This window comes from Peribacillus sp. NPDC060253 (assembly GCF_042727425.1).
Lineage (GTDB): Bacteria > Bacillota > Bacilli > Bacillales > DSM-1321 > Peribacillus.
In genome coordinates this window covers 32,468-45,469 of record NZ_JBHXAS010000033.1, presented here as the reverse complement: position 1 = coordinate 45,469, position 13,002 = coordinate 32,468, and the positions used below count along the sequence as shown (strand labels likewise).

The following is a 13,002-nucleotide window of genomic DNA, read 5'->3' as shown; positions in this document are numbered from 1 at the left end:
GGTGGGGATAGTTAAGTAAATGCCATTAGGAGTTTCTTTGTAAGCAGCAATGGGGTGTAACACAAATGAAAAAAAATTATAGTACTTATTAATAAGGTTTATCCGGTGGCTATGTTAGGCTAAATGAATAACAGGCTTTCAAACTAAACGAAAGAGGTGAAAGATATGTTAAGGAAAATAATGAAAAAAATCAAACAACTTTCCCAAGGCAGCAGTGAACGGAGACATGGTCATTATCGCCGAGGCAGCAGTAGCAGCAGCCGAGGGTATAAACGATCCCCTATGAGCGGAAGTGACCGCTATAAGAGAAAAGGGCGGGGCAGCAGCAGCTAATGCAATTTCTCTAATGCAGCTTGCAGATCCAATGAGATTTCACTGATATCTGAATAAGGTTCTTGGATGCTTAATAACCTTTTCAGTATATGTACGGTTTCTTTTTCTAACGAAAGCTCTTCTGTCCAAGGAAGAGCCTTTTTATTTTTGGCTGAGTACGTCGTATAAAGTATATATAAGAGTATTTCTCCCAAATCGTAAAAATCCTGCCGTTTCAGCTCCAAAATGGATTCTTTTGCGAAATCGGCTGAAACGTTCATTTTAGACAAACCAAAGTCTATCAAAATAGGCTCATGGTCTTTAAGTAAAATATTTGGAATGCGTAAATCTTGATGGTAGATGTCATGGTTGTGTAAAAAAAATACTAATCCGACCAGCTCATCAAGAAAAAATAGAGACTCTTTCTCATTGAATGTTATATGATTTAAGAAAATATGGTCTTCTAAATTATTCCCTTCAATGAAATTCATCACAAAATAAACATTCCCATCATGTGAAAATTTCTCGTGAAATGTGGGCATGTTTTTGTGATTTAACATACGTAATATGGAAATTTCATTTTCAAACTGTTTCAGCTCTTTTTTGCTGCGGCGCTTACTTTTCCGAAGTTGTTTGATCACTTTATTCTCATTCGTTTTCAAATCCGTGCAATGATAAACGATCCCGTAGCTTCCTGTTCCGATTACAGTAGTGATTTCGTAGCGGTTATGTAAAACCACTCCTTTTTTTAAAGGTATATCTACAAAAAATTGATAGATCTTTCTAAAGGTACGCAAAATGGAAACTTCCCTCACCACTTTCATTTATTCGAATCAAGCAAACATATAACCATTATGATGAACTGAACATGGATAGTTTAACATTGATTTTTGATCATGCGGTAATGAAAGTCTTTACTTTGGGGAGTTCTTTTATTAATGATTATTGTCAATGAAAAAAAGCAAAAAAAAAATTCGTAATTTCATATTATGAAATTTGAGCAATTATTAAATTTTTAAGTTAACTATAATGAATTCATAATCAAAGAGTAGGAGGTGACAAGATGGATGGGCGCGAGTTGAGAAATTGCTTTGGTACATTCCCAACCGGAGTTACGATAGTGTGTTGGTTTGATGGGAAAGTTCAAAATGGTATTACGGTGAAGTCGCTTACCTTGGCTTCCTTGGATCCCCCGCTTGCTTAAGTGTCAATTCATAAAAGCCTGAACTAGCGGAAATTTGCGGGCAGTAAACAGGAAACCCTTGGATGGAATGCAAACCATGGAAAGAGAATGATGTTGGTGATCATATATCGTTCATCGATGAGATCCAGGAATTATATCGCGAATATTTGGAAGCGCTTACTTTTTATCTAGGGAAAATGGGGGGATCAATATGGGCATTAAAACGGGCGAAGAATATATTAATAGGATTAAATCCAGAAAGCCGGAAGTCTGGCTTGGTGGAAAAGTGGTTGAGGATATTTATAATGAGCCAATTTTTAAACAGCCGATACAAGAAATTGCGAAGTTGTATGACATTCAACATGACCCGGAATATCAAGATGAAATCACCCACATTTGTAAAGAAACCGGAGAACGTGTTAACAATGCTTTCTTATTCCCCAAGACATCTGAAGATTTGCAAAAAAGAAGTAAACTATTTGAAGTGTATGCCAGAATGACATATGGACTTATGGGGAGAACGCCTGATTTTTTAAATGTCGTAGTTACTTCCATGGCACATAATTCCTGGTTTCTTGATAAATACAATAAAGACTGGTCTAAGAACATAAAGGATTATTATACCTATATTCGTGACAATGATTTATTCTTAACTCATGCAATCATTAATCCCCAAAATGATCGAAGCAAACAATCACATGAACAAAAAGAAACATATACCCATTTAGGGACCGTTGAGGAAAAAGAGGAAGGGATATTGGTCCGAGGTGCAAAGATGTTAGCCACCCTGGCGCCCATTACGGATGAGGTGATTATCTATTCTTTTCCTGGATTCACACCAGGAGATGAACGTCATGCGGTAGCATTTGCCCTGCCGATCGATACGCCTGGACTGCGCATAATTTGCCGGGAACCAATGCAGGACGGAACACGTTCGATGTTCGACCATCCACTGGCCTCCCGTTATGAGGAAATGGATGCCATGCTTGTATTTAATGATGTCCTGGTTCCCTGGGATCGTGTCTTTTTATACAACAATGTGGAGGCGGCAAACCGCTTGTATCCAATGACGGGAATTGCTGAACAGCCTGCTCACCAATCAGGAGTGCGTGGATATATAAAACTGGCATTTGCCGTTGAAGTCGCTTGTAAAGTGGCAGACTCTATCGGAGTCGATGGATTCCTGCATGTACAGCGTGATTTGGGTGAACTTGTTCAATCCGTCGAAGTCATCCGTTCATTGCTCCGGGTAGCGGAATATGAGTACACGATTAATGAATACGGTGAGGCCCGGCCAAATCCGGATGCATTGGAAACGATTAGGGGTTTCCTTCCGGAGATGTATCCCCGTGCCATAGAGGTTATCCAGACCATTGGAGCTGGAGGGCTGTTGATGTCACCGACAGGGGCCGACTTTGATAATCCGGAATTGCGCCGTGATATCGATAAATATTATGGAGGACGTAGCGGAGTTTCAGCAGAAGAGCGGGTAAGGGTGTTTAAACTTGCATGGGATTTATGCGGGGAAGCATTTGGTCAGCGCCTTCTTCAATACGAGCGTTATTACACGGGTGATCCAGTTCGGAAAAGGGCCATTTTTTATAATAAATATAAGAAAAACAAGAAGTTTACCATGGTCGATGAAGTGCTTAATAAACCGATGAAAGTGGCCATCGATGCGGTTAACCAGTAGTTTAATAGTTGAATAGGGAGGGGGGGCGACATGATTTCGTCCGTTGAGAAGGTAATAAAGATACTTGATTTATTCACTAATGAAGAACCCTCACTTGGAAATAAGGAAATCGCTGAAAAATTGAATATGAGTCCAAGCTCAACTCATCATCTAGTGAAAACGATGTGTAAGGAAGGGATGCTGATTCAAGTCAAAGATCGAAAATACCGGCTTGGATGGAAGTTACTTGAGTGGAGCAGTAAAGTCATGTATCAGCAGGATATTCATTATGAGGCAGGTCCGATCATCAGTAATCTTGTCCTGCAATTTAGAGGAAATTCTCACATTGGTATGTTTCACGAAGGCGAAGTCAGGTTTGTGATGAAAATGTCGTCCCCTCATGCTGAGCACATAACCACATATATAGGAGCAAGAAAACCAGCTCATTGTACGAGCAGCGGAAAAGTATTACTAGCCTTTAACCCATCCTTTATTCAGCCTACGCTTGCAAAAGGGCTATTGAAGCACTCAACAAATACGATAACGTGCATTAACCAATTGAATGAAGAATTAATGGCCGTCCGCAAACAAGGATATGCGATTAGTGATGATGAAAATGATTTTGGGTTATATGGTGTTGCTGCCCCCATTAAATCCTACAATGGCCAAGTTATAGCTGCCCTTAACCTTGTCGGTGAGCGAAATTATATGATTGGGAAAGAAAAAACGAGAATTATTCAGTCGGTGATTCGTTCGGCACAAATGATATCAAAGCAAGTCGGTTATATGTCATTAATGTAAATTTTTTGACTATTACAAAAACTGAAACGGGAGGTAGTTTATTTATGAAAGGATATGCTCAATCTGCAAAATTACAGGCTAGGTCATTAAACGTAATGAAAGTTATTGAAGACAATAAAAATTTATTGAAACCGCCGGTTAATAACAAAGTGCTTTGGGAAGATTCCGAATTCATTGTCATGCTTCTTGGGGGGCCGAATTATCGGCGAGATTTTCATGTAGACCCTTCTGACGAGTTATTTTATCAGATAAAAGGTTCCTGCTATGTTGAATGCATCAATCAAAACGGCGAACGCGAAGTAGTTGAGGTGAAAGAAGGGGAAATGTTTATGCTGCCAGCTGATGTACCTCATTCCCCTCACCGTGTATCGGATACTTACGGCATTGTCATAGAGCGAAAGCGTGCTAAAGATGAGCTTGAAGATTTTGTTTGGTTCTGCGGGAATTGTAACCATGAGATGCACAAAGTTACGATCCAATTGACGAATATTGAGGTCCAGGTGAAAGAAGCCATTGAGGCTTTCAACAGAAACAAGGAACTTCGCACCTGTCATGAATGCGGTCATGTCATGTCAGAAAACGTTGAGGCTTGGAAATGCGAGTAGATTTCCATACACATATTCTTCCATTGGACTTGCCGGATTTAACGGGTGAATTTGGTCAGGGCCGCTGGCCGGTGCTGCAGCGGAAATGTTCATGCGGGGCTGATATCATGGTAAGCGGAAAGCTGTTCAGGAAAGTGACTGACCAGGTATGGGACCCGGAAAAACGCATTCAGGATATGGATGCCGAAGGAGTCGATATGCAGGTGCTCTCGCCGGTGCCGGTGACATTTTCATACTGGGCGCCTATAGATCAGGCACTATACATGTCCAAGTTCCAGAATGATTTTATTGCCGAGACTGTGAACAGGCATCCAGACAGGTTCATCGGCCTTGGTACTGTACCGCTTCAGGATTTGAAAGTGGCAATTGGCGAAATGGAACGATGTAAATTTGAACTTGGTCTGGCGGGGATCGAGATCGGTACTAACGTAAACGGGGAAAATCTAGATTCCCCTGTTTTATTGGAATTCTTCCAGATGGCTGAAAAATGGAATGTCCCTCTGTTTATACACCCATGGGAGACTATGGCAAAAGACCGAACGGAACGGCATAACCTGATGTATACAATCGCGATGCCGAGTGAAACGGCATTGGCGGCAGCAAGCATTTTATGGAGTGGCGTAATGGAAAAGTTCCCGGATCTGAAACTCTGTTTTGCACATGGCGGGGGCTCATTTCCATATATTTTACCGCGGATTGATCAGGGATGGGAAGTATGGCCTGATTTAAGAAAAACATCCATGCCACCAAGCCATTATGCACAAAAGTTTTATTTCGATTCCCTGAACTATGATACCCGGAATATTCAGTATTTGATTGACCGTTTTGGATATAAGAAAGTGCTGATGGGTTCCGACTATCCATTTTTATTGAGAGAAAATCCTCCAGGTAAAGTGATTGATGACACTCTAAATCTTTCAGATGAAGTGAAAGCGAATCTACTAGGGGGAAATGCATTGAGGTTTTTAAATTTGGAATCGCGAGGGGAGAAGCATGGAAAAACAGATTAAAGCACCAGAACAAGTACTTGAGGAACTTGGAATCAAGCTTGAGCCGCCAAGGGAAGCGGTCGGTAACTATGTCAGCCACGTCAGGGTGGGAAATTTGATTTTCACATCCGGACAAGGTGTCGATGATTATCACGGCAAGCTTGGCATTGAGCTGACGGAAGAAGAAGGGTATCAGGCAGCGAGGCAGTCAATGATTAATCTTCTGCGGGTGCTGAAGGACGAGCTTGGAGAACTATCCAAAGTGAAGAGGGTAATCAAAATTCTAGGCATGGTTAATTCTGCAGAAAATTTCACAGGACAGCCCAAAGTATTGAATGGCGCATCAGACCTGCTTGTTGCCGTGTTTGGTGAGAGGGGTAGACATGCTCGGTCAGCAGTGGGAATGTCCCAGCTTCCAAATAACACAGCAATTGAAATTGAAATGATTGTGGAAATACAAGATTGAGGCACTTGACTGAGCCATTGTCTCAATAAAGGGAGAGGGATGTTCATGCAAGCAGCAAAAGATAGTATAAACACAGCTAAATCAATAGATTGCCGGCACTTTATTAATGGGGAATTCCTGAATCCAAATCGATCAAAAACCTTTGACAATATCAATCCCGCAACGGAAGAAAAACTTGGATGGGTTGCAGAAGGAGGAAAAGAGGAGGTGAATCTGGCTGTTTCAGCAGCAAGACATGCACTTAAGGGTCCTTGGAAATCTTTTACCGATAATGAACGCTCCGCGGTTCTACGGAGAATCGGCGATCTCATTTTGGAAAAGAAAGAAGAACTGACAATGTTGGAAACCCTTGATACAGGGAAACCATATAGCCTCGCACTGGAAATGGACATCAAACGTGCAGCTCACAATTTCCACTTTTTTGCGGACTATATCACTACACTTGGTAATGAATCCTTCAATCAGAACAACATTGCCCTTCATTATTCGATTAGGCGACCAGTAGGTGTGGTAGGGATGATCAATCCTTGGAATTTACCTTTGCTATTGTTGACATGGAAATTGGCACCATGCCTGGCAGCTGGCAATACAGCGGTTATGAAACCAGCTGAACTGACACCGATGACAGCGACAAAGTTAATGGAAATATGTAAGGAAGCGGGAGTTCCCGATGGAGTTGTCAACCTTGTGCATGGATATGGTGTAAATTCAGCCGGAGCTGCTCTAAGCGAACATCCGGACGTCGATGCGATAACATTTACAGGGGAAACTAAAACGGGAACAGCGATTATGAAAGCTGCTGCACCTACATTGAAAAAAATCTCTTTTGAACTGGGCGGGAAAAATCCCAATATTGTGTTTGCAGACTCGAATCTTGATGAAGTTATCGAAACGACTTTGAAATCAAGCTTCATGAACCAAGGTGAAGTTTGTTTATGTGGATCACGTATTTATGTTCAGCAAGAATTGTATGACGAATTCCTTGAAAAAATGGTCGCGCGAACAGAAAAATTAAAAGTCGGGGATCCGTTTGATACCGAAACGGAAGTAGGAGCTGTAATAGGAAAAGAGCATTATCAAAAAGTGATGAGTTACATTGATCTGGCGAAAGAAGAAGGGGCGAAAATATTAACCGGAGGAAAAAGAGCCGAACAGTTTGAAAAAGGGTTTTTCATTGAACCGACAATTATTGCCGGAGTTACGCGTGAATCCCGTTGCGTACGGGAAGAAATTTTTGGTCCTGTTGTAACGGTCATGCCTTTTGAAACGGAAGAAGAGGTACTAGAGCACGCTAATGACACTCATTACGGACTGGGGGCAACGATCTGGACCAATGATTTAAGGAGAGCGCATCGTGTTGCTTCTAAAATAGAAGCGGGCATTATCTGGGTGAATACCTGGTATTTGCGTGATTTGCGCACACCTTTTGGAGGCATGAAACACAGTGGCATAGGTCGTGAAGGTGGAGCGCATAGCTTCGAATTTTACAGTGAATTGTCTAATGTCACGATTAAATTATAAGGACGGAGGAAAGCATCATGAACGCTAGTTTAACAGAATGGTCTGCTAGGTTTTTGAAAGCGGAAAAAACAGGAATCGGAATATTGGCCCCCACCAGTGAAATTCCAGATTTGGACGTGGAGGATGCCTACCAAATTCAGCTTGAAACGATTCGAAGGAAAATCCAGTCCGGTCTGGAAGTATCGGGAAAGAAAATAGGCTTGACTTCAAAGGCTATGCAGGAAGTTCTGGGAGTCAATGAACCAGATTACGGACATTTACTGGATGGGATGAAGGTGGAGAATGATGGCCGCATTTCCAGTTCCCGATTGATTCAACCGAAAGTGGAGGCAGAAGTAGCTTTTATTTTAAAGAAGGATCTGCATGGTCCCAATATTACAGTTGATGATGTAATCGATGCCACGGATTATGTGGTTGCTTCGATCGAAGTGGTTGATAGCCGGGTGATGGACTGGAAGATTAAACTTCCGGACACTGTGGCGGATAATGCCTCATCCGGTTTATATATACTGGGAAATCGCAAAATTCAATTAAGTGATATCGACCTCCCTTCCGTCCAAATGAGCCTATATAAAAATGGGGATTTCATGAACCAAGGAACAGGTGAGGCAGTACTGGGAAATCCAGCAGCATGTGTAGCCTGGCTTGCCAATAAACTTCATGGGTTTAATGGTTCATTGAATGCTGGTGAAGTCATCTTATCCGGTGCACTATCCGCCGCAATCGAAGCGAAAGCTGGTGACCATTTTTCTGCTGACTTTGGAGAAAAGTTAGGGAAGGTATCGGTTTATTTTAAGTGAGAAAGGAGCCCAACTGCCATGAAAAAACTAAAAGTAGGCATTATTGGATCAGGGAATATCGGGACGGACTTAATGATGAAAATTCATCGATCGGATGTTCTCGAAATGTCGGTAATGATTGGTATCGATAAGGATTCAGAGGGTTTGATGAGGGCTAGATCGCACGGACATCATATCATTGCAAATGGCATGGATGGATTTTTGGAACATCCGGAGCTTGCAGACATTTTGTATGATGCCACATCCGCGAAGGCTCACGTGATGATTCACTATGAAGCCCTGAAAAAGCTGAATAAAAAGGTCATAGATTTGACACCGGCCGCGATCGGACCCTTTGTTGTTCCTTCTGTTAATTTACAGAAAAATCTGAATGAAATGGAAGTTAATATGATTACATGCGGCGGTCAGGCGACAATCCCAATTGTTCATGCGATCAGTCAAGTGTCCCAGGTCGAATATGCCGAAATAATCGCGACAATTTCAAGCAGGAGTGCCGGTCCCGGAACTCGGGCTAATATTGATGAGTTCACACAAACGACTGCAAGGGCCCTAGAGCAGGTGGGTGGAGCTAAAAAGGGAAAGGCTATCATTCTGCTAAATCCTGCCGAACCGCCACTCATAATGAGGGATACCATTCACTGTCTGCTTCAGTCAGATTCTTTTGATGAGAAAGCGGTAATAACATCCATTTATAAGATGGTGGAAAAAGTTTCTGAATATGTGCCTGGATACCGTCTGAAGACAGAGCCGATAATTGATGGGAAACAAATAACAGTATTTCTGGAAGTGAGAGGGTTGGGAGATTATCTTCCCGTTTATGCAGGTAATTTGGATATAATGACGGCTTCAGCTGTAAAAGTAGGGGAAGAAATGGCGAAAAACCATTTCAAAAGTTATGTTTGAAAAAGAAAATTGAAGTGGTAAAGGTGGGGTTCATTTGGATAGAGATGTATTAGTAACGGAAGTGGCTTTGCGGGATGGGAGTCATGTAGTGGCACATCAATATACGATCGAACAAGTAAAGAACCTGACAGGGAAACTTAGTGCTGCAGGTGTCCCTTATATTGAAGTGTCCCATGGAGATGGCCTAGGCGGATCATCCTTGCAATATGGTTTCTCAAAAGTGAATGATATTGAATTAGTTGAAGCGGCTGTTGAGGTGGCCGGCGAATCCGCTATTTCAGTGCTTTTAATTCCTGGTATAGGGACAATTGATCATTTAAGAGAAGCAGCTGATGTAGGCGCCAAAATGGCGCGCATCGCAACACATGTTACTGAAGCGGATGTATCAAAGCAACATCTGGAAGCTGCGAAACATCTCGGGATGGAAGCAATCGGGTTTTTAATGATGTCTCACATGGCATCACCAGAAAAACTTCTTGAGCAAGCCTACTTAATGGAATCCTATGGAGCCGATGCTGTATACGTTGTTGATTCAGCAGGATCTTTTTTGCCCCAAGATGTGAAGACGCGGATCAATTTATTAAAAACAAACCTGAATATCGATATCGGTTTTCATGCTCACAATAACTTATCGCTCGCTGTGGCAAATTCACTTGTAGCAATTGAAGAGGGGGCGAATCGAATTGATGGCAGCATCCGCTGTCTCGGTGCAGGAGCTGGTAATACCCAGACGGAAGTGCTTGTTGCCGTGCTGGATAGGCTGGGTATCCGTACTGATATTGACTTATATAAAATGCTTGATCTTTCGGAGGAGGTTGGAGATACAATCATGCCCAAGCCCCAGGAAATAACAGACTCGAGTTTAATCATGGGCTATAGTGGCGTTTACTCCAGCTTTTTATTGCATGCAAATAAAGCGTCGAAAAAGTATGGAGTGGACGCTCGGGATATTTTGATGGAGCTTGGTCGGCAAAAAGTCGTTGGCGGACAGGAAGATACGATTATTGAAGTAGCAAAGCAAATGGCAATGCAGAAAGAAGGGACTATGAGATGAAACTAGTTCAACTAGCAAAAAGGGTAGCCGAATCGCAAAAAAATGGCCGTGAAATGGATAAGCTTACATTATCCAATCCTGAACTCACAGTAAATCAAGCCTATGAAATTCAGAAGCTGAGCATAAATGAGACGATCACCGGTGATAACAAATTCATCGGGTGGAAGATGGGCTTGACGAGCAAAGCCAAACAACAGCAAGTAGGAGTGGAGGAAGCGATCTATGGCAGGTTGACATCTGCCATGGAACTATCTAAACCAGTCTTAAAAGTTGGGGAATTCATTCATCCGAGAGTGGAACCCGAATTTGCTTTTTTGTTTAAAGAAGAATTGAAAGGTGCAAATATAACGGCGAAAGATGTCTGGCCGGCTGTAGAATGTGTATTTCTTGCTTTAGAGGTTATTGACAGCCGTTATAAAAATTTTTCCTTTACACTTACAGATGTAGTAGCGGATAACGCATCTTCAGCCAAAATTCTGCTTAGCAATCAAGCTTATTCACCATATCACACGGACTGGGCTCAAGCAGAAGTTACGCTTTATCAAAATGGTGAAATACAAAAGAGGGGTCGTGGGGAAGCTGTACTCGATCATCCGATTCATTCCATTGTCGAACTTGTAAAAATGATTAGTCGTGAAGGACTTTCCATTCAGGCTGGAATGATTGTTTTAGTAGGTGGGATTACAGATGCCGTTTCCATACAGGCAAACGATGAAATTATAGCAGATTACGGTGAACTGGGGAAACTGACATTACAAGTGATATCGTGAAAAATTCGCAAAGAGGAGGGAAATAATTGCGTGAAGTTAATGCTTCGGAAGTGGTGGGGAATAGTAAATTTGGCCGTTTTCAATTAATGGTCTTTATGTGGTGTTTGTTCGCAATTACCTTCGATGGATTTGATATAGCCATGTACGGAGTAGGTTTACCTTTGATGATGGAGGAATGGAGCTTGACGCCAGTCGAAGCTGGCGGAATAGCAAGTTATTCATTGTTCGGAATGATGGTAGGAGCCCTCATATTTGCACCCCTGGCGGATAAAATAGGGAGAAAAAAAGTGCTTGCCATTAGCATATGTATATTCAGCATTTTTACATTACTTTCAAGTTTCGCCCCAAATCCTGCCTTTTTCTCGATCATGCGATTTATAGCAGCCTTGGGAATGGGAGGATTAATGCCAAACGTTATCTCCTTAATGGCGGAATACTCACCCAAAAAGTATAAGGTGCTCATTGTAACTACAATGTACTGTGGTTATTCAATTGGAAGCATTCTTGCTTCTTTAATTGGAATGTATGTGATGGAACAAATGAGTTGGAGGGTATTATATTGGATTGGGGCGCTTCCCTTACTGGCACTGCCATTCTTCATGAAGCAATTTCCTGAATCGCTTTCCTATTATGTTATTCGAAAACAAGGGGCAAAACTTGCCGGAATTTTGAATCGCATTGATCCAGAGGGCGACTATAAAGACTCGGACGACTATGAGTTTGCCAAGGTCCAAGAAAGGGCAAAAGGCTTTCCAGTCAAGAAACTCTTTGAAGATAAGCGTACTCTTAGTACATTTGCGTTTTGGGTAGCTGCCTTTAATTGTTTACTTATGGTATACGGACTCAATACATGGTTACCGAAAATCATGCAGCAGTCCGGATACGGCCTTACATCCAGTTTATCTTTCAATCTTATATCGGGGATAGGGCAAATTGGCGGATCGATAATTGGAGGGTACTTAGTTGGGAAAATGGGTCATAGAAGAGTACTTGTATCCCTCTGTGCCATTGGTACGGTCTGCTTTGTAATATTAGGATTAACCTCAAATGCAGTGGCATTATATATTTTAATCGCTTTTGGAGGTGCCTGTACAGTGGGTACGATGAATTTGGCCAATACGTATATTTCCGAGTATTATCCACGTGAGATAAGGACCACCGGGATAGGGTGGGCCTTGGCGTTTGGTAGAATTGGAGCGATTGTTGCCCCTACATTAATAGGTTTATTGCTGGCTGCAAACTATTCGCCACAAAATGCATTTATGGCCTTCACAGTTCCGAGCATAATGGCGGCCTTAGCGTTACTGGTTGTGAAAGAGAAGTATGGCAGCTATGATAAAACACAGATTGAGGAAAATATAAAACTAAAAGCAACAACAAATGCATAAATTAATAGATAACGGAATTCACGAGTAAAACACGCAAACTCACGAGTAAATCAACGGAACTCACGAGTAAAACACGCAAACTCACGAGTAAATCAACGGAATTTACGAGTAAATAACGAAATAAACTTCTCAACCTTTTTTTATCAATCCAACCAGCATAGAGCGCATGGTTAGAGGGGGATACAAGCTTGAAAGGCTATTAATCCTATAAAGTATTAATCTACATCAATGCTTGAAAACTTTTCTAATCCGTTTGACAATTGGATTTATCGTGTTAATATAAAGGCAAATGAATTATATATACAATTTGTACCACTAGGGGTGCTTTATTGGTAAAAGCTATTTTACCTGAGAAGCTGAGATTAAAGTATGACTTTAAGACCCTTAGAACCTGATCTGGTTTATACCAGCGTAGGGAAGTGGGGTCTGGAACAATACGTTTCTGTATTATTTCAAGTACAACCACTTTCTTTACGTCAAAGAAAGTGGTTTTTTATTTGTCAAAAAAGAGGAGGTATTTTCCCGTATCATTCATTGA

Annotated in this window: 15 protein-coding genes and 1 riboswitch; of the genes, 13 read left to right on the top strand and 2 right to left on the bottom strand. The window is 41.7% G+C overall.

The window, feature by feature from the left end; translation table 11 throughout:
* The first annotated feature begins 165 nt into the window (after positions 1-165).
* Positions 166-333, top strand: a complete 168-nt coding sequence (locus ACFWE9_RS11360; protein WP_230156392.1) for a hypothetical protein — start codon at positions 166-168, stop codon at positions 331-333.
* Here the strand turns inward: ACFWE9_RS11360 and ACFWE9_RS11355 are convergent.
* The gene (locus ACFWE9_RS11355; protein WP_377356828.1) at positions 330-1,109 is read right to left on the bottom strand and encodes a protein kinase domain-containing protein; all 780 of its coding nucleotides are present in this window, start codon (positions 1,107-1,109) and stop codon (positions 330-332) included. The genes ACFWE9_RS11360 and ACFWE9_RS11355 overlap by 4 nt on opposite strands.
* A gap of 266 nt (positions 1,110-1,375) precedes the next feature.
* Between ACFWE9_RS11355 and ACFWE9_RS11350 the strand changes: the two genes are divergently transcribed.
* From ACFWE9_RS11350 to ACFWE9_RS11295, 12 genes are all read left to right on the top strand, one after another.
* Entirely contained in the window at positions 1,376-1,516 is a 141-nt protein-coding gene (locus tag ACFWE9_RS11350) for a hypothetical protein (RefSeq protein ID WP_377356826.1), read from the top strand.
* A gap of 190 nt (positions 1,517-1,706) precedes the next feature.
* Positions 1,707-3,188 carry a 4-hydroxyphenylacetate 3-hydroxylase family protein gene (locus ACFWE9_RS11345; RefSeq protein WP_377356824.1) on the top strand — a complete coding sequence of 494 codons (1,482 nt, stop codon included), beginning with the start codon at positions 1,707-1,709 and terminating at the stop codon, positions 3,186-3,188.
* A gap of 30 nt (positions 3,189-3,218) precedes the next feature.
* Positions 3,219-3,968: an IclR family transcriptional regulator gene (locus tag ACFWE9_RS11340; RefSeq protein WP_230156389.1), complete on the top strand. Its 750-nt coding sequence runs from the start codon at positions 3,219-3,221 to the stop codon at positions 3,966-3,968.
* 44 nt (positions 3,969-4,012) lie between these two features.
* Positions 4,013-4,573, top strand: coding sequence for a 3-hydroxyanthranilate 3,4-dioxygenase (locus ACFWE9_RS11335; protein WP_377356822.1), 561 nt, complete (start codon positions 4,013-4,015; stop codon positions 4,571-4,573).
* Positions 4,558-5,583, top strand: a complete 1,026-nt coding sequence (locus ACFWE9_RS11330) for an amidohydrolase family protein (RefSeq protein ID WP_230156386.1) — start codon at positions 4,558-4,560, stop codon at positions 5,581-5,583. The genes ACFWE9_RS11335 and ACFWE9_RS11330 overlap by 16 nt, the downstream gene beginning before the upstream one ends.
* Positions 5,567-6,028, top strand: a complete 462-nt coding sequence (locus ACFWE9_RS11325) for a RidA family protein (protein WP_230156384.1) — start codon at positions 5,567-5,569, stop codon at positions 6,026-6,028. The genes ACFWE9_RS11330 and ACFWE9_RS11325 overlap by 17 nt, the downstream gene beginning before the upstream one ends.
* 45 nt (positions 6,029-6,073) lie before the next feature.
* Positions 6,074-7,549, top strand: a complete 1,476-nt coding sequence (locus ACFWE9_RS11320; RefSeq protein WP_377356819.1) for an aldehyde dehydrogenase — start codon at positions 6,074-6,076, stop codon at positions 7,547-7,549.
* Positions 7,550-7,566: 17 nt separating this feature from the next.
* The gene (locus tag ACFWE9_RS11315; RefSeq protein ID WP_230156381.1) at positions 7,567-8,349 is read left to right on the top strand and encodes a 2-keto-4-pentenoate hydratase; all 783 of its coding nucleotides are present in this window, start codon (positions 7,567-7,569) and stop codon (positions 8,347-8,349) included.
* Positions 8,350-8,367: 18 nt separating this feature from the next.
* Positions 8,368-9,252 (top strand): acetaldehyde dehydrogenase (acetylating), encoded by an 885-nt coding sequence (locus ACFWE9_RS11310; RefSeq protein WP_377356817.1) that lies wholly within the window; start codon positions 8,368-8,370, stop codon positions 9,250-9,252.
* Positions 9,253-9,286: 34 nt separating this feature from the next.
* On the top strand, positions 9,287-10,306 hold the full coding sequence (dmpG, locus tag ACFWE9_RS11305) for a 4-hydroxy-2-oxovalerate aldolase (RefSeq protein WP_377356815.1): 1,020 nt from the start codon (positions 9,287-9,289) through the stop codon (positions 10,304-10,306).
* Positions 10,303-11,076: a 2-keto-4-pentenoate hydratase gene (locus tag ACFWE9_RS11300; protein WP_377356813.1), complete on the top strand. Its 774-nt coding sequence runs from the start codon at positions 10,303-10,305 to the stop codon at positions 11,074-11,076. The genes dmpG and ACFWE9_RS11300 overlap by 4 nt, the downstream gene beginning before the upstream one ends.
* A 26-nt stretch (positions 11,077-11,102) precedes the next feature.
* On the top strand, positions 11,103-12,464 hold the full coding sequence (locus ACFWE9_RS11295) for an MFS transporter (RefSeq protein WP_377356811.1): 1,362 nt from the start codon (positions 11,103-11,105) through the stop codon (positions 12,462-12,464).
* 1 nt (position 12,465) lies between these two features.
* Here the strand turns inward: ACFWE9_RS11295 and ACFWE9_RS11290 are convergent, their stop codons facing one another.
* Complete coding sequence (locus tag ACFWE9_RS11290) at positions 12,466-12,597, bottom strand: hypothetical protein (protein ID WP_377356809.1); 132 nt, start codon at positions 12,595-12,597, stop codon at positions 12,466-12,468.
* Between the two features lie 174 nt (positions 12,598-12,771).
* Positions 12,772-12,899, top strand: a riboswitch (TPP riboswitch).
* The last annotated feature ends 103 nt before the right edge of the window (positions 12,900-13,002 follow it).